General features: G+C 46.3%; 19 protein-coding genes. 13 read left to right on the top strand and 6 right to left on the bottom strand.

Annotated elements, in window-relative coordinates:
• Positions 1 to 215 precede the first annotated feature (215 nt).
• Together E2K74_RS08150 and E2K74_RS08145 are read right to left on the bottom strand one after the other, a co-directional pair.
• Positions 216 to 1,151, bottom strand: a complete 936-nt coding sequence (locus E2K74_RS08150) for a lauroyl acyltransferase (RefSeq protein WP_151207051.1) — start codon at positions 1,149 to 1,151, stop codon at positions 216 to 218.
• A gap of 121 nt (positions 1,152 to 1,272) precedes the next feature.
• Positions 1,273 to 3,180 (bottom strand): ATP-binding cassette domain-containing protein, encoded by a 1,908-nt coding sequence (locus E2K74_RS08145; RefSeq protein WP_151207049.1) that lies wholly within the window; start codon positions 3,178 to 3,180, stop codon positions 1,273 to 1,275.
• A 33-nt stretch (positions 3,181 to 3,213) separates the two neighbouring features.
• On the opposite strand from E2K74_RS08145, the gene E2K74_RS08140 reads away from it, so the two are divergent.
• From E2K74_RS08140 to E2K74_RS08090, 11 genes are all read left to right on the top strand, one after another.
• Positions 3,214 to 3,459 (top strand): SlyX family protein, encoded by a 246-nt coding sequence (locus tag E2K74_RS08140; protein ID WP_151207047.1) that lies wholly within the window; start codon positions 3,214 to 3,216, stop codon positions 3,457 to 3,459.
• 217 nt (positions 3,460 to 3,676) lie between these two features.
• Positions 3,677 to 4,675: a hypothetical protein gene (locus E2K74_RS08135; RefSeq protein ID WP_151207045.1), complete on the top strand. Its 999-nt coding sequence runs from the start codon at positions 3,677 to 3,679 to the stop codon at positions 4,673 to 4,675.
• Between the two features lie 806 nt (positions 4,676 to 5,481).
• On the top strand, positions 5,482 to 5,931 hold the full coding sequence (locus tag E2K74_RS08130; RefSeq protein WP_151205382.1) for an ammonium transporter: 450 nt from the start codon (positions 5,482 to 5,484) through the stop codon (positions 5,929 to 5,931).
• A 30-nt stretch (positions 5,932 to 5,961) separates the two neighbouring features.
• Positions 5,962 to 8,604, top strand: a complete 2,643-nt coding sequence (gene topA, locus E2K74_RS08125; protein ID WP_151207043.1) for a type I DNA topoisomerase — start codon at positions 5,962 to 5,964, stop codon at positions 8,602 to 8,604.
• 95 nt (positions 8,605 to 8,699) lie between these two features.
• A complete protein-coding gene (locus E2K74_RS08120) occupies positions 8,700 to 9,458 on the top strand; it encodes a hypothetical protein (RefSeq protein WP_151207042.1) in 759 nt (252 codons plus the stop codon).
• A 134-nt stretch (positions 9,459 to 9,592) separates the two neighbouring features.
• A complete protein-coding gene (locus tag E2K74_RS08115; RefSeq protein ID WP_151207040.1) occupies positions 9,593 to 10,165 on the top strand; it encodes an HdeD family acid-resistance protein in 573 nt (190 codons plus the stop codon).
• Between the two features lie 66 nt (positions 10,166 to 10,231).
• The gene (locus tag E2K74_RS08110) at positions 10,232 to 11,365 is read left to right on the top strand and encodes a glycerate kinase (protein WP_151207037.1); all 1,134 of its coding nucleotides are present in this window, start codon (positions 10,232 to 10,234) and stop codon (positions 11,363 to 11,365) included.
• 146 nt (positions 11,366 to 11,511) lie between these two features.
• Entirely contained in the window at positions 11,512 to 13,500 is a 1,989-nt protein-coding gene (locus tag E2K74_RS08105; RefSeq protein WP_151207035.1) for an ATP-dependent helicase, read from the top strand.
• Positions 13,501 to 13,583: 83 nt separating this feature from the next.
• Positions 13,584 to 13,835 carry an RNA recognition motif domain-containing protein gene (locus tag E2K74_RS08100; protein WP_151203329.1) on the top strand — a complete coding sequence of 84 codons (252 nt, stop codon included), beginning with the start codon at positions 13,584 to 13,586 and terminating at the stop codon, positions 13,833 to 13,835.
• 207 nt (positions 13,836 to 14,042) lie between these two features.
• Positions 14,043 to 14,546: a DUF6586 family protein gene (locus E2K74_RS08095; RefSeq protein ID WP_151207034.1), complete on the top strand. Its 504-nt coding sequence runs from the start codon at positions 14,043 to 14,045 to the stop codon at positions 14,544 to 14,546.
• 111 nt (positions 14,547 to 14,657) lie between these two features.
• On the top strand, positions 14,658 to 14,936 hold the full coding sequence (locus E2K74_RS08090; protein ID WP_151203331.1) for a hypothetical protein: 279 nt from the start codon (positions 14,658 to 14,660) through the stop codon (positions 14,934 to 14,936).
• 170 nt (positions 14,937 to 15,106) lie between these two features.
• Here the strand turns inward: E2K74_RS08090 and E2K74_RS08085 are convergent, their stop codons facing one another.
• From E2K74_RS08085 to E2K74_RS08070, 4 genes are all read right to left on the bottom strand, one after another.
• Positions 15,107 to 16,819: a cation:proton antiporter gene (locus E2K74_RS08085; protein WP_151207032.1), complete on the bottom strand. Its 1,713-nt coding sequence runs from the start codon at positions 16,817 to 16,819 to the stop codon at positions 15,107 to 15,109.
• Between the two features lie 135 nt (positions 16,820 to 16,954).
• Positions 16,955 to 17,110 (bottom strand): 50S ribosomal protein L33, encoded by a 156-nt coding sequence (gene rpmG, locus E2K74_RS08080; protein WP_001205031.1) that lies wholly within the window; start codon positions 17,108 to 17,110, stop codon positions 16,955 to 16,957.
• Positions 17,111 to 17,126: 16 nt separating this feature from the next.
• Positions 17,127 to 17,363, bottom strand: coding sequence for a 50S ribosomal protein L28 (rpmB, locus tag E2K74_RS08075; protein WP_004976147.1), 237 nt, complete (start codon positions 17,361 to 17,363; stop codon positions 17,127 to 17,129).
• 165 nt (positions 17,364 to 17,528) lie between these two features.
• A complete protein-coding gene (locus E2K74_RS08070) occupies positions 17,529 to 18,977 on the bottom strand; it encodes a coniferyl aldehyde dehydrogenase (RefSeq protein ID WP_151207030.1) in 1,449 nt (482 codons plus the stop codon).
• 116 nt (positions 18,978 to 19,093) lie between these two features.
• Between E2K74_RS08070 and E2K74_RS08065 the strand changes: the two genes are divergently transcribed.
• Both E2K74_RS08065 and purU read left to right on the top strand, forming a co-directional pair.
• Positions 19,094 to 19,825: a TetR/AcrR family transcriptional regulator gene (locus tag E2K74_RS08065; protein ID WP_151207028.1), complete on the top strand. Its 732-nt coding sequence runs from the start codon at positions 19,094 to 19,096 to the stop codon at positions 19,823 to 19,825.
• Between the two features lie 47 nt (positions 19,826 to 19,872).
• Entirely contained in the window at positions 19,873 to 20,739 is an 867-nt protein-coding gene (gene purU, locus E2K74_RS08060; RefSeq protein WP_151203335.1) for a formyltetrahydrofolate deformylase, read from the top strand.
• Positions 20,740 to 20,923: the final 184 nt, after the last annotated feature.

Here is a 20,923-nt window from a genome sequence, read left to right as displayed (position 1 = left end):
TATGGAGATGATGCGGAAAGGGAAATCAAAAAACAAAAAAACCAACATGTGAAAGCACAACCTCATTAACCCGGGTTTTACAGGATGTAAAACCCGGGTTAAATATTTTTCTTTTATATTCAATTGAAAATTAAAATAATTTTTATAGCAAATAAACCCAGGAAAACACGAAAATGGCAGTTGCGATGCCGATGTCTTTGTATTTGATCGGGAATTTAGTAAATAGATTCGTAGCCTTCCGGGCGGGTCTTAAAACGACGGTGAAACCACATATATTGAGTGGGAGCAATTCTCAGCTGCTTTTCAATAATCTGATTGACACGGGTAGCATCATCGACTTCATTTTCACTGGGCAGATTAGCGACCACCGGTTCAATCAGGACATGGTAATGCGGATCTTTAATGTCGCCACTGCGATAAAAATATAAGGGAATAGGGACGGCTTTGGCGATTTTGAGTAAGCGCCGGTGGGCGGTAACTGTTGCCGCGGGAGTGCCAAAAAATGGTGCCATGACGCCTTGTTTCAAGCCAAAATCCTGATCTGGGCTATACCAGATAGCATGGCCATTTTTAAGATTACGGATTAAGCCGCGCATGTCATCATGGTCAATCTGGTGGGCATAAATGGTGGCCCGGCAACGATAAATCAGCATATCGAGCAAAGGATTGTTTTGGGGACGATAGACCACATCTGGTTCAAAATATTGAGCACACAGATAGCCACCAGCATCCAGTAAAGTCGAGTGGGTACCTAAGAGCAAGACCCCTTTGCCTTCTGCCTGGGCATTTTGGATATGTTCCAGGCCTTGAATAGACACCCGGCCCTCAAACCATTTCGGACAGTACCAGGCATTCAGGGTTTCAAATACCCCAATCATTTGGTCAACAAAAACCTGACGTGCATGTTCTTGGACCTGTTCAGGTGTCCATTCAGGAAAACACACTTCCAGATTACGGACCGTGGTTTCACGGCGCGATTTTAATCTGTTAAACGCCAGCCCGCCCAGAAAAGTGGCCACGCGATGCTGAATGGCCCACGGTAAAATGGCCAATATCATCAGAAAAACAATGCTAATCCAGATGGTCCAGTATTGAGGCAGTAAAAATGACCATTGAAATTCACCGGGCTGGTACTGGGGCTTTTGACTCATAATGCGATGTTGGAAGCTAAATTGTTTGCAGTGTAGCAGAAGCGCTTTTTGAAATAAAAAGTGCATCAATAAAAAAGCATCTGTACGAATACAGATGCTTAGTTGTGGATTGTGAGGAAAATTAACCCTTGGTCATATTTTCTAGTTCATCCCAACGTTCCATTTTTTCCAGCAAGATCTCGTCAATTGCGCCGAGACGTTCAGAGGCTTGGGTTGCAGCTGCTGCGTCGGTGACAAACCAGGCACCATCGGCCAGTTTTTCAGAAAGCTCAGCTTGCTCTTTTTCCAGCGCTTCAATTTCAGCCGGCAACATTTCCAGTTCACGCTGATCTTTGTAGCTGAGTTTTTTCTTCGCTACAGAGGGCACGGGTGCTGCTGCGGCTTCTGCCTTCGCCTGGGCTTTTTTCACTGCCATTTTCTGGTCAACCACGGTTTGATCCGGACGCTGTTCCAGATAATCCTGATAGCCGCCGATATACTCATCAATATTGCCTTTTCCGTCAAAGACCCAGGTCGAGGTCACCACGTTGTCCATAAAGGCACGGTCATGCGAAATCAGTAGCAGGGTGCCTTTGTATTCGGCCAGCATTTCTTCCAGAAGTTCCAGCGTCACCATATCTAGGTCGTTGGTGGGTTCGTCCATCACAATCAGGTTGGATGGTTTTAACAATAGTTTGGCCAGCAGAATACGGTTACGTTCACCGCCAGACAGGGCTTTTACCGGGGTGCGGGCACGTTCCGGCGAGAACAGGAAGTCTTGCAGATAGCTGTAGATATGTCGGCGGTTACCATTGACATCGACATGGTCTGAACCTTCAGAGACGTTGTCTTTGACTGATTTTTCCAGATCCAGCACATTTCTTAACTGGTCAAAATAGGCAGTTTCTAGCTGAGTGCCGGTTTTTACTGTACCTCCATGTTCCAGCTGACCCAAAATGGCTTTGATCAAGGTGGTTTTTCCGACACCGTTATCGCCCACCAGGCCAATGCGGTCGCCACGCATCACCAGTGCCGAGAAATCATTAATAATTGGGGCATTGTCACCAAATTTTACGCTGAGATGTTCAATTTCAAACACCACTTTACCTGAGCGTTGCGCTTCCTGAGTCGACATGCTGGCTTTGCCTTGCTGGAAGCGACGGGCTTTGGATTCTTCCCGTAGGGCTTTTAAGGCACGGACACGACCTTCATTGCGAGTACGGCGTGCTTTAATACCCTGGCGAATCCAGGCTTCCTCTTCAGCCAGCTTTTTCTCAAACAGTGCATTTTGCTTTTCTTCAGCTTCCAATTGCTGGGCTTTTAGGTCCAGATAGCGCGAATAGTTGCCTTCATAGCTGCGCAAAATACCACGGTCAAGCTCGACAATACGGGTCGCAATGCTATCGACAAAAGCACGGTCATGTGAAATAAACAGCAAGGTCAGGTTATTCTGCTCCAGCAAGAATTTTTCCAGCCATTCAATACTCTCGACATCCAGATGGTTGGTTGGTTCGTCGAGTAACAATACATCTGGCTGCGTTAGCAGGGCACGTGCCAGCAGGACGCGGCGTTTACGGCCACCGGACAAGTCGGCCAGGTCGGCTTCCGGATCCAGTCCCATTTTACTGAGGATAGAGTTGACTTTGGTTTCCAGGGCCCAGCCATCCAGCAGATCCATCTGGTGTTGTAAGTTACCCATGCGGTCACAGGCTTCCATATCACCGAGCACACATGCTTCGCTGGCTTCATGATAAGCACGCAGGACTTCTGCAGCTTTACCAGCCCCGTCTGCGACGATATCTGCGACCTTGCCAGAATCCATCGGCACGTCTTGGGCCAGCATGGAAATGGTGATGCCATTTTGTAAGGAAACTTCACCAGCATCCGGGAGTAAGCTTCCTTCAATCAGTTTAAGTAAGGTAGACTTACCTTCACCATTACGGCCAATCAAACACACCCGTTCGCCGCGTTCCAAGTTAAAATTCGCGCCGTCGAGCAAGGCAGGTCCGCCAAATGCCAGTTGGACATCCCTTAAGGTAATATAGGCCATAATGTTTCCTGAAATCCCAAATGAGGACTTAAAATGACTAAACAACAAAATCTAAATGATCAGGCGTCATTTTCCGCACCCATTGAAGATTTGCAAGTGCGAATTGCATTTTTAGATGATTTAGTTGAACAACTGAATCAGCAGGTGAGCCTGCAGAATCTGGAAATTATCGATTTAAAAAAACAAATGCAGCTGTTATATCAACGTGTTGAGTCTGCTGACCTGTCTGAAGGAATTGATGCTTTTGACCCGATTAGCAACCGTCCACCACATTATTAATTTGCAAGTGATTGTGAAAAAAGAAACCCTACTAATCGTAAGGGTTTCTTTTTTAGAAAGCTTGCAGCGCATCAGCCTCGGCACCTATCGGTAATTTTTGCCGCTTTTTAGATGATTTTTCAGATATATCCACCTTCGCCCATGTAGAAAACTGTTTGACCTTTCACGCGCTTCCTACTCTAATAGAGTATTTCAGGTTTATGCTTAATCTTGCCTTATGCGCCAAAAAGTTGTCCTTCTCGATCTTGAAAATAACTTTCCTACAGCCCAGCTGCTACGTAATATCGTCGAGCATTATCCGAGTTTATATCTGTTTAACTGTGCAGGAAAATTCGAATTTGCTCTGGAAGATCTTACCGAGCTTGCCAGTTGGATTAGCAGTGGACAGATTGTGATTCTGGATACGCCAGAAGCACCACATAAAGAATATGAATATGCCGTGATCGTCGGGCAGTTGATGGCCTTGTTGGAAGCCGATACGCAAGTTGAGCTGATTTCGGCTATGGACAGCAGTGAGCTGCTGATGGACATGCTGCAAGCCTCAGAAATTCCGTGTAGCCTGATCCAGATTCAGCCGGATGATGCCGCTTCTGCCCAAGATAAACCGAAGATCCAATTGCCCAGCATTCAGACCATCAAAGCCAAGCCTGCTTTGCAGCTGGTCAAAAAATATTGCGATGCCTTGGGCAAGATGAGTGGCAAACCGGGGACACTGGAAAGCTTGAAAAACTCGGTCAGCAATATCCTGCAAGTGCTGCCAGCTCAGGCACAGCATGTCATTGGAATGCTGATTAACCTGAAAATTGTCAAACGCTATGACGAGCAGGTCAGCTTCCGTAAAAAGGTATTAAAACAATGGGTGCAACTGGATCTGGAAGAGCAGGGGACTGTTGAAAAGCTCTCGCTGGATCAGGCGCTGTCACAGCTTCATAAGGAAGAGCCAGTGACTGAAGCTGCTCAATCTTCTATTCAGTCGGTCCAGCAGGAATTGTTTAAAAACTTCAGTAAATTTGATCCTGTACAGCTGGAAGTGGCACGTAAACTGCGCGCATTGCAGGGTGATAAGCCCAAAGATATTTATGCACTGCGTGACTTGCTGGAGCAGTTATTTCCGAAGTCCGATGTGCGCCTTTTACTTAAAGAGTTGATTGAAAAGGGATATGTTTATTGGAATGGGCACGAAGTATTATATAGCCATGAGATGTTTCTAAATTAGAATCAGTTTATAAGAGCATATGAAAAAAATACTGTTAGTGTCGACTTGCTGGCAATGATGGGCTTTCAGGCAACAACACAGTAAAGACCTTCCGCCTAGCAGAGTGGCCAAGCTGGCTTTACAGCAGATTGACTCAGATAAAGCCGAGTTTAAAGCGCTATTCGTGGGCAAATTATGATTAAAAAATCAGCCTAAATAGTTCAACTCTTTCACTAATGTTTTGAAATCCTGGTTAAAAGCATGGTCTATCCCTATCCAGCGGATGATTGGTCAGTTAAAGCAGGATCGTTCTATAGTCAGGATCAGACAGTAAGTTAGGAGTTGCATCAGATGCCTCAACTCTTAAAGCCTGAAGAATCTCAATAGGGCCATGAGGGACGGGCCTGCGCAGTATGCCGAGATCCAGCTCAAGCCCGCTAACTGCAACAGGTTCAACTGTATAGTGATGATTTAATAAAAATTGCTACTAACAGCTGTTTTGTAAATACAATTCTGTACGAGGTTTGGAGCAGTCAGCTGTACAGGATTTATTCAAGCTTTGAAGCAACAAAATATTGTAAAACAGGAGAATAGCAAGCCGGTTTATAATGACCAGCTGACTCAGGCCTAGAAAAATCTGGATGCCTTCAGTGTGATTAACGCCGCGAGTATAGCCGCTATGATCAGCCTACTCGGTACTGAAATCCTGTCTTAACACAAACGAATCAAAGTTATAGAAGAAGAGAATAAAATAGTATTTCGCAAGCGATGCTTGCGTTTTATATTGTGCTTATGCAACTCTAATATAAGAGCATAAAGGTTAAACTATGGAAAATACCGGAATCTGGGTGGCGCTCGTCATCATTATTTTTGTGCTGGGGTCGATCTTTGGACTGCGCATTAGTCCTCGGGAAAAAGCCTTAGGCATAATGCGTGACAAAGCCCGTAAAATAGGGTTGCACCCGCGACTGGTGGTTGCACCAGAATGGACTAAAGTTCCCAAAGCGACAGAGAGTCGTGCCAGTATGGTGGCATATTATAGCATCCTGCTCCCAGAGGCGCGGTTGCCACTCATGCGTGCCCGTGTGGTCGACAATAAGCTCGAGCTGGTGCAGGGCGATGATAAATTTGCAGATTTTCCCATTGCATTAAAGGGCATTTATGCTATTGATATGCAGGCAAACTGTGTAGGAGTCTATTGGGATGAAGAAGCTGATCTTAGAGCGACTCAACTAGACGAGATCAAGACACTTTTACATGCTTTGACTGAACTTTAATTTTAGATATGAACAGGATTAACGGTTAATATGGCGAACGCTCCTCGGTCCACATCAAAAAGCAGCACGGCAAAAACTTCCGACGCTGGAAGTAAACGTGCCTTGGTGATTGTGGAGTCGCCTGCAAAAGCGAAAACAATCAACAAGTATCTCGGTCCAAACTACATTGTGAAATCTTCGGTAGGTCATGTGCGTGACCTGCCAACCGGCGGTTCTGCCAAGAGTGCAGAGAAAAAACCGGCGACACGAGTCAAATTGACCGACGCTGAAAAAGCTGAAAAGGCACAAAATGCGTTGATTAACCGGATGGGCGTCGATCCAGAACATGGATGGAAGGCCAAATATGAAGTCCTTCCGGGTAAAGAAGGCGTGGTCGCTGAACTGAAAAAGCTGGCCTCACAAGTTGACGAAGTTTATCTCGCCACGGATTTGGACCGTGAAGGGGAAGCGATTGCCTGGCATTTAAAAGAAGTGATCGGGGGAGATGATTCACGTTACCAGCGTGTGGTCTTTAACGAAATTACCAAAAATGCCATTCAGGAAGCCTTTAAACAGCCAGCACGTCTGGATACCAATAAGGTCAACGCCCAGCAGGCACGGCGTTTCCTGGACCGTGTGGTCGGTTTTATGATCTCGCCGCTACTTTGGGAAAAGATTGCCCGTGGTCTGTCTGCGGGGCGGGTGCAATCGGTCGCGGTCAAGCTGGTCGTGGAACGTGAACGTGAAATTCGTAAGTTCATTCCTGAAGAATACTGGCAGGTTTTTGCCGATACCCAATCCAATAAAGACAATATTCGTCTGGAAGCGGTCAAGCAACATGGCAAGACCTTAAAGCTGCGTAATAAAGATGAAACCGACGCGCTTTTAAACCTGATTAAAGATGCCGAATACAAGGTCATCACGCGTGAGGATAAGCCGACCAAGGTAAATCCAAGTGCGCCTTATATCACCTCGACCTTGCAGCAAGCCGCCAGTACCCGCTTGGGGTTTTCGGTGAAGAAAACCATGATGCTGGCGCAGCGCCTGTATGAAGCTGGTTTTATTACCTATATGCGTACCGACTCGACCTTCTTGAGTACAGATGCTGTCAATATGGTGCGTGATCATATTGAGTCCGAATACGGTACAAAATACTTGCCGGCCCAGCCGAACCGTTATGGCAATAAGGCGGGGGCACAAGAAGCCCACGAAGCAATCCGTCCATCAAATGTGGCATTGAAAGGCGATAGCCTGGCCGGAGTAGAACGTGATGCGCAGCGTCTGTATGACCTGATCTGGCGCCAGTTTGTCGCTTGCCAGATGACCCCGGCAGAATATCTGTCCTCGACCATTTTAGTGGATGCCAATGGGGTAGAACTGAAAGCCAAAGGCCGTACGCTGGTATTTGACGGTTTTACCAAAGTTCGTGGTCAGAACAAGTCTGATGATGATGTGCTGTTACCGGCGGTTAAAGTCGGCGAAGTACTAAAACTGGAAAAACTCGATCCTTCTCAGCACTTTACCAAGCCGCCAGCACGCTTTACCGAAGCTTCATTGGTGAAAGAGCTGGAGAAAAAAGGCATTGGCCGTCCATCAACCTATGCTGCGATTATTTCTACTATTCAGGATCGGGGTTATGTGAAGCTGGAAAACCGTCGTCTCTATGCCGAAAAAATGGGCGAGATCGTCACCGATCGTCTGGATGAAAGCTTCAATAACCTGATGAATTACGACTTTACTGCCGATCTTGAAGGACAACTGGATAAGGTTGCGGATGGCGAGCGTAACTGGAAAGAGCTGCTGGACAGTTTCTATGGTGATTTCAAACAACGACTGACCAATGCCCAAGGCGAGAACGGAATGCGCCGTAATCAGCCGGTAGAAGTTGAGGCAGTACATTGTAAAGAGTGTGACCGTCCGATGCAGATTCGTACTGGAACTACGGGAGTATTTCTGGGTTGTTCAGGCTATAACCTGCCACCGAAAGAGCGTTGCAAAGGTACATTTAACCTGACCCCGGTTGAATCTTTGGCTGCCCTTTCCGATGATGACGCTGCAGAAACAGCAGATCTGATGTCTAAAAAACGCTGTCCAATCTGCTCAACCGCGATGGACAGTTATGTGATTGATGGCGGGCGTAAACTGCATATCTGTGGGAATAACCCGGATTGTGCCGGTTATGAGCTTGAAGAAGGCGAGTTTAAAATCAAGGGGTACGACGGCCCAACCATTCCATGTGATAAATGTGATGGAGAAATGCAGCTGAAGACTGGCCGTTTTGGTCCTTATTTTGCCTGCAACAACTGTGATAATACCCGCAAAGTCCTGAAAAATGGCCAGCCTGCGCCGCCGCGTGTGGATCCGATCAAGATGGAACATTTGCGCTCAACCAAGCATGATGACTACTTTGTGCTGCGTGATGGGGCAGCAGGTCTATTCCTGGCGGCAAGCAAGTTCCCGAAAGTTCGTGAAACCCGGGCCCCTAAAGTAGCCGAATTGCGGACTGTGGCAGATCAAATTGATCCAAAATATCAGTTCCTGTTACAGGCACCCGATGTGGACCCTGAAGGAAATCCGACTCTGGTAAAATTCAGCCGTAAGAACCAGGCCCAATATGTGGGTTCGGAAACACCAGAGGGCAAGCAGACCAAGTGGTCTCTGGTATATCAGGATGGCAAATGGGTGGAAGCCTAAAGCTTAAAAATATTCAAAAAATGCTGACGAATGTCGGCATTTTTTATTTATGATGTATGCCATTTTAAAAATAACGATAAGACAGTTTTGGGGCAATGTGGAAAAAGATTCGGATTCTGATTTTATTGGTGATTCTACTGATTGTGGCCGTTAATGCCTATCGGGACCAGAATCAGGACTGGAATAAGCCGGTTTTTGTCCTACTGCATCCGGTCAATGCTGATGGATTGGCCACTACTCAAAATTATATCCAGCAGCTGTCAGTACAGGATCTGGAAGAGGCCCGGACTTATTTGCAAACCTCTGCACAGCAGTATCGCGGAAAGCCAACTTATTTTTATTTTAATCTGGGGCGTGAACTGAAGGAGTTGCCGCCTAAAGTACCTGAACAGGCGTCTTTATTGCAAACGGTAGGCTGGAGCCTAAAATTCAGGTTTTATGCCTGGCAACAACATCAGGACTCAGATCCGTCAGCCAACGTGACCTTATTTTTAAATTACTATGACCCGGCCCGAACCAGCCAGTTAAAACATTCCACCGCTTTACAAAAAGGTCGGATTGGTTCAGTCAATTTATTTGCCTCCGAAAAACAGGCTGAACAGAATAAAATTGTGCTGGTACATGAGCTATTGCATGCCTTTGGAGCCTCGGATAAATATGACTTGGCCACAGGCCAACCTATTTTTCCAGTAGGTTATGCTGACCCCAAGCAGCAGCCTTTATATCCACAGGCCAAAGCGGAGCTGATGGCGGGCCATCTGCCGATATCGCAAAGCACCAGTAAAATGCCCGCATCTTTAAAGCAGACCCTGTTGAATGAAATAACGGCTATTGAACTTGGCTGGAAACAATAAAAGAGAGTGTGGATAACACTGAAATTATCCACAGTCTATAACCAGCCTGAGGGATAAAAGTAGCACTTTTACACCTTTTGTTCATTTGAATTGAGTATGATCAATAAGAGAAAAAGATCATTGGAGATGAAAGAATGAAAACAGTAGGCAATGACTTGGTGCGCAGCCAGCTGCATCAACAGCGAAAATGGTATCTGGGACTGGGTATCTTATTGATGATTTTCGGTCTGGTCTTACTGGCTACTTTACCTTTTGCCACCCTGTCCGCAGTCTTTATGTTCGGGGCATTGATGATGATGGGTGGAATTCTGCATTTTATTGCGGCATTCAAAATTTTTCAGGGTGGTTTTCGCTGGTTCTGGGCCTTGTTCGGGGTTTTATATCTCCTGGCCGGATATTATGCTTTTAGCACTCCTGTACAGACAGCAGTGGTCTTGACTCATATTCTGGCCATTATCCTGATTATTGCCGGGGTTATCCGTATCCTGAATGCGCTTTTGTTCCGTACTGCACGTGGATGGGGCTGGACTTTGTTATCCGGTGTATTCACCCTGCTGGCCGGTGTAGTCATTTTACAGTCCCCTGATGCACCATTTTGGGTATTGGGCTTATTTCTGGCCATTGATATTCTATTTCAAGGCGTGAATTATCTGTCACTGGCTACCTATATCCGCCGCGAAGTTCCAAAAAGTTCAGCAGAACTTTAAATAGACAGTTAAACACAGCTCTATATATTTGTGTTGCATGATGAATAAAAAACTGGGGATCAGTGGATGGCGAAAATCTTTGTGCTTGCACCGGATTCCTTTAAGGAAAGTCTGAGCGCTGTCCAGGTCTGCCAGGCCATGCAGAGTTGCATTCTTCAGGTCTGTCCGGATGCTGTCTGCCTGGCAGTGCCGATGGCAGACGGCGGTGAAGGAACGGTAGATGCCTTAATCTCTAGCTTAAAGGGGCAGCAGGTTTTTTGTCAGTTCACCGGCCCATTGGCCAGTCAGCGGATCAACACCTATTTTGGTCTGGTCGATGAGGGCCGGACCGCCGTGATTGAAATGGCCAAGGCCAATGGCATTCATTTGTTAGCCTCCTCACAGCGTAATCCGATGTTGACCTCCAGCTACGGAACGGGCGAGATGATCCGGCAAGCGCTGGATCTGGGTGTGGAAAAAATCATTATCGGGTTGGGGGGAAGTGTGATCAATGATGCGGGTGCCGGGATGGCTCAAGCGCTTGGCGCGCACTTTCTGGACGCCACCGGTGCCTCCATTCAGGTCTGTGGCGGTAATCTAAATGGTATTCACCAGATTGATTTGACCGGACTGGATGCGCGGCTGCAACACACCGAGATGGTGATTGCTTCTGATGTCAATAATCCGCTCTGCGGTACCCAGGGAGCTTCTGTAATTTTTGCTCCGCAAAAAGGTGCGACGCCTGAGATGGTGCAGCAACTGGATCAAAATTTACACTATTTTGCCGACTGCATTGAACAGCAGCTCGGACAGCAATTTCAGAATATTCCCGGGGCAGGTGCGGCTGGTGGTTTGGGTTTTGGTTTGATGGCGCTGACTGGAGCAAAGCTTCAATCTGGTGTGGAGCTGGTGATGCAGATGACAGGTTTGGCTGAAAAAATTGCCCAGGCAGATATGGTGCTGACGGGCGAAGGCAAAATCGACAGTCAAACCGCTTTGGGTAAAACACCGTTTGGCGTCGCTCAGCTAGCCAAACGTTTGAATAAACCGGTGGTTGCTTTTGCAGGTGTAATTGGTGAGGGGGCTGAGTCGCTTTATCAGGCGGATTTTACGAAGATGGTGGGGATTAACCCGCCGGACTGTTCATTGGAAGAGGCATTAAAAAATGCCGAATTCAATCTGGAAAAGGCGGTTGCCGGATTCATTCAATCGCAAATATGAAGGTATGAGTAGATGTTACTTTTAAGGATGAAAAATAATAAAAATCTTGTGCTGGATTAAGGGCAGATCCTTAGACTGCAATCCAAAAGCCATAATTAGGAACGCGATCTGTTAAACTATCCTTATCCACAGAATGATGAGTGACCATGAGTTTAGCCGCCCTAATTGATGAATTAAATCTACAACAAAAGCAAGCTGCGACCACCGAAGCAAAGCACAGTTTGGTTTTGGCCGGGGCGGGCTGTGGCAAGACCAAAACCATCGTAGCGCGGGCGGCTTATCTGATTGATCAAGGTGTGCCGGCCAATCAGATTCAGATTTTGACCTTTACCCGCCGTGCAGCCAGCGAAATCGTGGCACGGGTCGAGTTGGCACTGGGTGAACAGGCCAAAGGGCTGCGCGCTTCGACCTTTCATACCTTCTGTATGTATCTGCTGCGCCGTATTCCAAAAGCTTTCGGTCTGGAGCAGTTTTCCATTATTGACCGTGATGATCAGTTGATGCTGTTTCGCCTGATCCGTGGCCGTGATGACAAGAAAAATCCAAATTACTTGCCTAAGCCGCAGGAACTCTGTGACCTGTATTCTTTTGCACGAAATACCCGGCAAAAGCTCAGCCTGGCGCTGGAAAAACAGATGCCGGAATATCTGGCGCTCAAAGACCAGATTGCCGACATCATGAAAGAATATGAGGCACGTAAAAAAGCACGCAGTTTTCTGGATTATGACGATATTCTGGCGGTGGTGGCGACTGCTTTGGCGCAGTCTGACGGTCTGGTCGACTATGTCGCTTCAATTTGCCGGCATATGCTGGTCGACGAAATGCAGGATACCAATCCATTGCAATGGGCCTTGCTAGAGCCGTTAAAAGATCGGATCAGCCTGTTCTGTGTCGGGGATGATGCCCAGTCGATTTATGGCTTCCGCGGGGCGGATTTTGAGAATATCCATCATTTTAAAGAGCGCGTGCCAGATGCCCAAATCTTCAGGCTAGAGCAAAACTACCGTTCTACCCAAGAAATTCTTGATCTGTCGAACTGGCTGTTGGATCAGTCCGAAATCAACTATGACAAGCGTCTGGATGCGTATCGCGGTGAAGGGATCAAGCCGAAAATGCACATCTTCCCGAATGAGTTTGATGAAGCCAAATGGATTGCGATTGATATTAAAGAGCGCCATTATATCCATGGGGACAAATGGTCAGATCATATGGTCTTGGTGCGCTCCAGCTTTTCAGCCCGTCATATTGAAGCGGCCTGTATTGCTGCAAATATTCCTTACCGTTTTATTGGCGGCATGAAACTGCTGGAAACAGCCCATGTTAAAGACCTGTTAAGCCTATTGCGTGTGGTCGCGAATCCGCTAGATGACATTGCCTGGATGCGCTTTTTGACCTTATGGAATGGGGTCGGCGATGTCGGCGCAAGCAAGTTGTCTCAGCAGTTGCTGATAGAGCCAGAGATGGAGATGATTGCCGGAAAATTAGAAAAATTTGGCAAGATTCCGCTGGAAACCATTTTAATCATGAAACAGATGGCAGTACTCAAAACTGAAGTACAGGCCTGTGTAAGTCTGGCTGTACAGGCAATTGAATCTCAACTGGCTGACAACTATAAAAAGGACTGGAATCGCCGTGCAGGGGATTTTGAACTGGTGAAACAGCTGGCCTCCAAGCATACCCAGCTCAGTGAATTTCTAGAAGAATATGTTTTAGACCCGGTATCTATTTCCGAAATCGAACGCCAGTCCGACAGTGATGTGGTCACGCTGATCACCATTCATTCAGCCAAAGGAACCGAACAGAAAGTCTGTTATGTGGCTAATGTCACGCCGGGGCAGTATCCACATGCACGTGCCCAAGGTGATTTCGATGATGTTGAAGAGGAGCGCAGGGTGTTATATGTGGCACTGACCCGGGCGCAGAATGAGCTGATTCTGACCAAGCAGAACCTGAATCACTGGGCGCGTGAAACCGTAGATGAGCAGGGGCGCAAAGTCGAAAGCTATTTTATGAATGATCTCACCCGTAATTTGTGTACCATGGAAACGCATTACAAAACCAGGCAGCAGACCGTTAAAAGTGCCCTGATCGAACGCCAAGCGATTAATTTAGATTTTGGCATTGATCTCGATTAAACTGTCATACTTGGGTTTTACGCAAAAAGTAGAGTAGGCAGGTGCTTTTTGATTATTTTTGCCTATCTTCTTAAGGTGATCCGATGAAAATTTTAGTCCGTAACTTGGAACGCACGGTAACAGAAGCTGAATTGCTAACTTTGTTCCAGCAATATGGCACTGTGGAGACTTGTACGCTGGTACTGGATGCTGACACGGGTAAATCCAAGGGCTTTGCCTTTGTAGAAATGCCGCAGGGTCGTGAAGCAGTTAAGGCAATTAAAGGCCTGAATACCCTGCGTTTGCATGGCCGTGGTATTCGCGTCAAACAGGCTGAAGACAAGCCGCAGGCTTAAACCGGGCGGTATAAAAAAGAGCATTATTGAATGCTCTTTTTTTTGTGGAGATAAAAAGCTGTAAATGTGAGTAAAGCTGTAATCTTAGATGCCTTAAACAAAAAGTCAGTCTAATAGAAGAGCGCTTGCAAATCTTGGATTGCGTAATGAAAGCGGACGTTTTACTTTAAAGAGGCCAAAATATGTTTTAAATCTCAGGAAACCTCGATGACACGAGTTGCTCGCTACCATGCAGACCGCACCAACCAGAAACTTTATTTCGCTCGTTTAGCCTGCCAGCAGGCCGAACAGGGTGATCATGTGCAACAGGCACAGGCGTATCGTGAAGCCACTGTATTTCATCTGCATGGAGCCTTGCTGGCCTTTCTGCAGGAGCTGGTTCGCTACTACCGTTTAAATGATTTAACTCCGACCTTAACGTCGATTGAGGAACAGCTGGCTGCCAAAGGTCAGATCTCACCTGAAGTGTCGGTTTTGCAGCGCCTGGCCAAAGACGGTTTTATTGCTGAATTAAAACGTGCCCACCGCCTGTGCGAGTACGCACCCGAACCGAGTGTACCGCAAGTGGAAGACGAAACCTCTTCAAATCTCATCATTAAAGTCACACAGTCTCCACAGGCCTGGCTGCCTGATATTGCTATACTTAGAGAGTGGCACCGTGACCTGACCTATCTGATTGATGGCTTTCGTAATGAGATGGTAGAGTTCTAATCCAATGGATTAATGGCACTTGAAATTATTATTTCTAACCTTATATCAATTATTACTCTGATGATGCAAAGTGCAATCGTGCTTTGCCACCATGTTGAACATGGAGGATATATGTCTATAGAACAGTTGAAAGACTTATTTGGTAATCAAGAGGCGATTTTAGAACTCGTTCAACTTGAAGGTGGCGTGTTAGCATTAAGAAATGCAGGCTCGGAACAGCAGCCTCTGGTCATGATTCAGTTTAATGATGAAGTAAAAGCGCTTTTGGGTGACCAAACACCTGTGATCGCACAGCAGATGATTCAGGCTGCCTTATACGGCTTGCTGGAACAGCAAGTCAATGAGTGGCAGGCAGAAGTAGTGGATGAAAAACCGAAATATTTGAGTTGATTCATCCCGGTCTAGCAGCACATCTTCGGATGTGCTTTTTTGTGGCTCTTAAATTAAAAAGTACCTTGTATCACTGCGGTCCAGGTTTTTAGTTTTCAGGGAAGATACTTAAATTCTCCTCTAATAAAAAAGTTGCCCGGATGGACAACTTTTCACTGAGCAAGCCCGGCTTAATGCGAGCTGTGCTGATGGGCCACTTCAATCTGGTGCAAAATATAATGGCTCATGTTCTTCGCCATTTCTTCCTTGGCATAATACACTTCACCGACCTGATCACGACGGATGATTTCGGCTTCTTCCTTGTTTTCTGCACAGACCAGAACCTGAATTTGCGGATTCAGGGTTTTGGCAATGTCGACAATTTTATGAATATCGACAATATCCATGGGAGAAAGTACCAGTAAGCGTGCGTGCTGGATATGTGCCTGAATCAGTACACCGGCTTCAGTGGCAATCCCGGAAACCGCAGCAATCCCTTTTTTACGTAGATCTTCGACAATTTCACGGTTTTCTTCAGCAATGACGACCTTGATGTTGTGCTGCATCAAGGACAGGGTGATACGGCGACCGACTTCACCATGACCGACAATCACCACCTGATCACGCAGATAATCCTGTGATACTTCATCAGGCAGCATGGCCAGCGGGTCCCCGCTGCGTTCCAGTAAACGTGCCAGGGTTGAGCGTTCACGAATCCATTTTTGTACCGGCTCAATTGCAGAAAACACAAAAGAATTCAGGCTAATGGAAAATAAGGCCCCTGCCAGAATCAGGTTCTGTGCCTCCAGGCTTAACAGTTGCAAGGATAGGCCAAGGGTTGCCAGAATAAATGAAAACTCACCAATCTGGGCCAGTGAAGCGCCAACGGTTAAGGCCGTATTCAGTGGATAGCGGAAAAACAGTACCAGTGCCATGGCCGCAATGGTTTTACCAATCATAATAATACCGATGACTGCTAATACATGCAGCGGCTGTTCAACCAGAATACGCGGATCAAACAGCATCCCGACCGAAACAAAGAACAGGATCGAGAAAATTTCGCGTAGCGGTAAGGTTTCCTGTTCGGCACGGTTACTGAAGTCAGATTCCTTAACCACCATGCCGGCAAAGAAGGCACCCAGTGCCATCGAGACACCAAAGATCTTGTAGGCGCCAAAGGCAATTGATACGGCCGCTGCCACCACGGTTAAGGTGAACAGTTCACGTGAACCCAGACGTGCAACCACCTGCATAATCATCGGAACCAAACGTTTACCGATAATCAGCATAAAGGCAATAAAGCCGATCACTTTAAGTAGGGTCAGCCCTAAGGTCATCCAGATACTTTCATCTACCGAACCTTCTGGGGCCTGACCGCCCAGAAGAACTGCAGTCGCTGGTAATAAGACCAGAGCAAGCACCATTACCAGATCTTCGACCAGCAACCAGCCTACCGCAATACGGCCATTGATGGAGTCAAGCACTCCCCGATCACTCAGGGCTTTAAGAAGTACCACAGTACTGGCACAAGACAGACTCAGACCAAAAATCAGTGCAGAGCCAAAGCTCCAGCCCCACATCATGGAAATACCCATTCCCAGTAAAGTGGCAACAGCAATCTGTAAAATTGCACCGGGAAGGGCAATCCGGCGTACCTGCATCAGGTCGTTTAGGGAGAAATGCATACCGACGCCGAACATCAGGAACATGACGCCGAGTTCTGCAAGCTGGTTGGCCAGATGAATGTCACCGACCACGCCGGGAGTATTGGGACTGATCAGAATGCCGGCCACTAAATATCCGATCAGGGGAGGAAGTCGTAAACGTGCAGCAATATAGCCAAACAACAGCGCTAAGCTGAAACCAACAGCCAGTAAGATAATGAGTTCTACGTCATGGGGCACCAAACACTCCTTTATTCTGGGTTTAACGGGAAATAAGCTGAAAAAATGCCAAAGTAGGCGTAAATTTTATCAAGCTGCATAAAAATAGTGCAAAAAAAAACGACCTTTAAGGTCGCTTTTTTTAAAAAGCTAAAATTATTTGATTTTAGCTTCTTTGAAAATCACGTGTTGACGGATTTTTGGATCAAATTTTTTGATTTCCATTTTTTCCGGCATAGTACGTTTGTTCTTAGTAGTGGTATAGAAATAACCTGTACCAGCTGAAGAAACTAAGCGAATCTTATCACGCATTGTCTTGACTCCTTACTTAGATCTTTTGGCCTTGAGCACGCAGGTCAGCAACAACCTTTTCAATGCCCAATTTGTCGATGATACGCATACCTTTAGTGGTTAAACGAAGACGTACAAAACGTTTTTCACTTTCTAACCAGAAACGGTGGTTGTGCAGGTTCGGCTCGAACCGGCGCTTAGTTTTGTTGTTGGCGTGTGAGACGTTGTTACCAACGACTGGACGCTTGCCGGTAACTTGGCAAACCTTAGACATGGTGTAACTCCATTGATTTAGCCAACAGCAAATCTGTATGGCCAGTCAAAAATAAACGGATTGAATTCATTCAAGGGGCGTTTTATATCAAAAATACGCTTAAAAGACAAGCGATTTTGTCTAAAAATAAACATGAGCTGGTGTGATAGCTTATACCTTGATCAGTTATCGAAGAAGCGCCTTTGAAATCAGCTTATGAATTGGCTTATTAAACGGCGGAAGAATATATTTCAAGCTATACAGCTTAGGATTCGACATTACCGAGCGTTCATGCGACAAACTGAAGAAGCCTTCTGGTCCATGATATTTCCCCATACCGGATGCACCGACTCCACCAAATGGAAGATCATCCTGCGCAACATGCGTGAGTACTGTATTTTGTCCAAAATGCCCTGAATGAGTACGCTGTGCAATATAATCGGCACGCGCTTGATCAAAGTCGAAATAGTATAATGCAAGAGGACGCGGACGGCTATTAATAAAGTCGATAACATCGTCGATTTGATCATATTCCATGATCGGCAACAGCGGACCAAAGATTTCGTGCTGCATGATTTGCATGTCGGGCATGACATTGGTCAGAATGGTCGGTGCGATCTTGCGAACCTCGGCAAGGTTTTCCTGATGCGGATTAAATTCGATAATCTGCGCACCCTGCTCACGGGCATCTTCCAGATAACCTTGCAAGCGCTGATATTGCTTGTCATTAATAATCGAAGTGTAATCCTGATTATGCTGGATATCCGGATACATGTGCTCAACGCAGGCTTTAAAATGGTCGATGAACTCCGCAGTCTTGCCACGCGGCAGGAACATATAATCCGGGGCAACACAGGTTTGACCTGCATTCCAGAGTTTACCCACCGCAATCCGCTGCGCCACATCACGCAGATCAATGGAAGGATGCACCAGCACTGGAGATTTTCCGCCCAGCTCTAAAATCACCGGTACCAGATTTTCTGCTGCGGCTGCCATCACCGTTTTACCTACCAAAGTAGACCCGGTAAAGATCATCTTATCGAACGGCAGATGCGAGAATGCATCGGAAATCATGCCGCCCCCATTGATCACAGTCACCAGCTCTTTGGGAAAAGCCTCAGCCAAGGCTTTTTCCAGTACAGCACCAAATTCTGCCGAGGAACTGGACACTTTAATCATGGCATGATTCCCGGCAGCCAGGGCACAGATCAGGGGCCCAACAGACAACAATAAAGGATAGTTCCAGGGTGCAATGATTCCGACCACACCCAAAGGCTGATATTGCACCCAGGCTTTGGCCGGCTGGTGAATAAGGCCAACGTGACGTTTGGATGGCTTCATCCACGCCGTCAGATTTTTGCTGTAATATTTAATATGTTCCAGACAGGTCAGCAGCTCGCCAATTTTGGTTTCGCCAATCGAGCGGTTACCATAGTCCTGATTAATTGCATCGGCAAATTGATCTTGATACTTAACTAAGATACGCTTAAGTCGAGCTAAACGATCGATACGCTCCTTTGCAGTCGGCAGAGGATAGCGTAGATAAGCGTATTTTTGTTGAGCCAGCATTTCATTTAAGTACTGGCTGTCCAAAAAATGTGGTGTCATTGGTGTTGTTTTTGTATGACTGTTCATGCCGCACTACCATTATTCAAATCTCGGTTAATCAATTTTTAGAGCAAATACTCTAATTAGTCAAGTTACTTTGTGTGTTAGCCTGCTAATGCATGCACAGAATGGTTATTTTTAGGATGTCCCAAACCAAAACCTTAAAAACGAAAGAGCGTATCTTACAGCTTAGCTTAAAGTTGTTTAACGAGCGCGGTGAGCGGTCTGTAACCACCAATCATATTGCAGCTGAGCTCGGCATGAGTCCGGGCAACCTGTACTATCATTTCCGCAATAAAAACGAAATTATTAAGGAGTTGATGGAGCAGTACCAGAAGCAGACCCTGGAAATGCTGGCTTTGCCGGATGACCGTCAGCTGGATACCAATGACAAGATTCATTATTTTCAGGTATTGAGCAGTCAGCTCTGGGCTTATCGTTTCCTGCATCGAGATGTCTACCATTTAGTTGAAAATAATGAAGATTTTAGGAAAATGTATCCGCGTTTTGCCGGGCAGGTGATGCAGCAGGGACAGAAGATCTATAAAGGCTTTGTAGATGCCGGCCTTATGGAAATGACTGATTCTGAAATTGAAGCACTGATTATCAACTTATGGATTGTACTGACCAACTGGACTAACTTTTTATATATGTCGGGACATATTACCGATTCAAATAAACTGGAAGAAAAGTGGGTATGGCAAGCCTTACGTCAGATGGTTTTTCTGGAAGGGGCGTATTTGCGCGGTGAAAGCCGTCAGACTTATGAAGGCCTGTTAAGCAGTTTGGGGCCTTCCGATCTGTTTGCCAGTCTTTCTTCTGGAAAGAATATTGAAGCTGAATCAGCTATTCAGAATATTCCAGAAACGCGCTAGAATACTTGGCCTATTTTAAATTTAACTGATTAGTGACACAAACCAACATGAATATGACGACTGCTAATACCGCACGTTTATTGATTACTTGTGAAGACAAGCCGGGCATTGTGCAGGCTGTTTCAAGCTTCTTGTATCATCAGGGTGCTAACATTACTGCGCTAGACCAATATGCGACAGCAGCGCAGGGCGGACGTTACTTCATGCGCGTTGAATTTGAATTAGATAATCTTCAAAGTCGTAAAGAGAGTATTCTCCAGACCTTTGCAGCAAATGTCGCCGAGCGTTATGCCATGCAATGGCGTTTAGCACTGGTCAGTGACGTTAAAAAAGTCGGTATTTTAGTGTCCAAGGTGGACCATGCCCTGCTTGAGCTGTTATGGCGTCATGCACGCGGCGGCCTTCCATGTGAAATCACCAAAGTCGTGTCCAATCACGAAACCTTGCGTGAGGCGGTAGAAAACTTCGGTATTCCATTTGAAGTTGTGCCTGTGACCAAAGAGAACAAGCGCGAAGCCTATGCACGGATCGATGAGTTGATGCAGGGCAATGATCTTCTGGTACTGGCGCGTTATATGCAGATTCTGGACGAAGAGTTTGTTAACACCTGGGAAATGAAGGTGATCAATATCCATCACTCATTCCTGCCTGCGTTTGTAGGAGCCAATCCGTATAAACAGGCCTATGACAAAGGGGTGAAACTGATCGGTGCCACGGCTCACTATGTGACAGCTGATCTGGATCAAGGTCCGATCATCGAGCAGGATGTAGAGCGGGTAAACCATGACTTCACAGTTGAGCAGCTACGGGAACTGGGGCAGGATGTCGAGCGTAATGTGCTGGCACGTGCGGTCAGATGGCATCTGGAAGACCGAATTATTGTAGATGGCAATAAAACGGTCGTGTTTCAGTAAACTCCTGAATCTTCATTTAAAAAAGGCATACTCAGAGTATGCCTTTTTTGTTTGCAACAAAAAAAATGCTGAAAGCATGGATTTTGAGTTGCAAATGAAAACACTTCTCATTTATTATTGGCGTACTTTCATTGTACTAACCGATGAGCTTGATAGGTTGTTTCGTATCATCTCCTCAAGGTAA

It is taken from the genome of Acinetobacter sp. RF15B, from assembly GCF_007558235.1.
Classification (GTDB): Bacteria; Pseudomonadota; Gammaproteobacteria; order Pseudomonadales; family Moraxellaceae; genus Acinetobacter; species Acinetobacter lwoffii_C.
This window is presented reverse-complemented; position numbering and strand designations above follow the sequence as displayed.

Excerpts from the sequence above, each read along its gene's own strand:
- E2K74_RS08150 (WP_151207051.1), bottom strand. The coding sequence starts at position 1,151 with ATGAGTCAAAAGCCCCAGTACCAGCCCGGTGAATTTCAATGGTCATTT.
- E2K74_RS08145 (WP_151207049.1), bottom strand. The coding sequence starts at position 3,180 with ATGGCCTATATTACCTTAAGGGATGTCCAACTGGCATTTGGCGGACCT.
- E2K74_RS08140 (WP_151207047.1), top strand. The coding sequence starts at position 3,214 with ATGACTAAACAACAAAATCTAAATGATCAGGCGTCATTTTCCGCACCC.
- E2K74_RS08135 (WP_151207045.1), top strand. The coding sequence starts at position 3,677 with ATGCGCCAAAAAGTTGTCCTTCTCGATCTTGAAAATAACTTTCCTACA.
- E2K74_RS08130 (WP_151205382.1), top strand. The coding sequence starts at position 5,482 with ATGGAAAATACCGGAATCTGGGTGGCGCTCGTCATCATTATTTTTGTG.
- topA (WP_151207043.1), top strand. The coding sequence starts at position 5,962 with ATGGCGAACGCTCCTCGGTCCACATCAAAAAGCAGCACGGCAAAAACT.
- E2K74_RS08120 (WP_151207042.1), top strand. The coding sequence starts at position 8,700 with ATGTGGAAAAAGATTCGGATTCTGATTTTATTGGTGATTCTACTGATT.
- E2K74_RS08115 (WP_151207040.1), top strand. The coding sequence starts at position 9,593 with ATGAAAACAGTAGGCAATGACTTGGTGCGCAGCCAGCTGCATCAACAG.
- E2K74_RS08110 (WP_151207037.1), top strand. The coding sequence starts at position 10,232 with ATGGCGAAAATCTTTGTGCTTGCACCGGATTCCTTTAAGGAAAGTCTG.
- E2K74_RS08105 (WP_151207035.1), top strand. The coding sequence starts at position 11,512 with ATGAGTTTAGCCGCCCTAATTGATGAATTAAATCTACAACAAAAGCAA.
- E2K74_RS08100 (WP_151203329.1), top strand. The coding sequence starts at position 13,584 with ATGAAAATTTTAGTCCGTAACTTGGAACGCACGGTAACAGAAGCTGAA.
- E2K74_RS08095 (WP_151207034.1), top strand. The coding sequence starts at position 14,043 with ATGACACGAGTTGCTCGCTACCATGCAGACCGCACCAACCAGAAACTT.
- E2K74_RS08090 (WP_151203331.1), top strand. The coding sequence starts at position 14,658 with ATGTCTATAGAACAGTTGAAAGACTTATTTGGTAATCAAGAGGCGATT.
- rpmG (WP_001205031.1), bottom strand. The coding sequence starts at position 17,110 with ATGCGTGATAAGATTCGCTTAGTTTCTTCAGCTGGTACAGGTTATTTC.
- rpmB (WP_004976147.1), bottom strand. The coding sequence starts at position 17,363 with ATGTCTAAGGTTTGCCAAGTTACCGGCAAGCGTCCAGTCGTTGGTAAC.
- E2K74_RS08070 (WP_151207030.1), bottom strand. The coding sequence starts at position 18,977 with ATGAACAGTCATACAAAAACAACACCAATGACACCACATTTTTTGGAC.
- E2K74_RS08065 (WP_151207028.1), top strand. The coding sequence starts at position 19,094 with ATGTCCCAAACCAAAACCTTAAAAACGAAAGAGCGTATCTTACAGCTT.
- purU (WP_151203335.1), top strand. The coding sequence starts at position 19,873 with ATGAATATGACGACTGCTAATACCGCACGTTTATTGATTACTTGTGAA.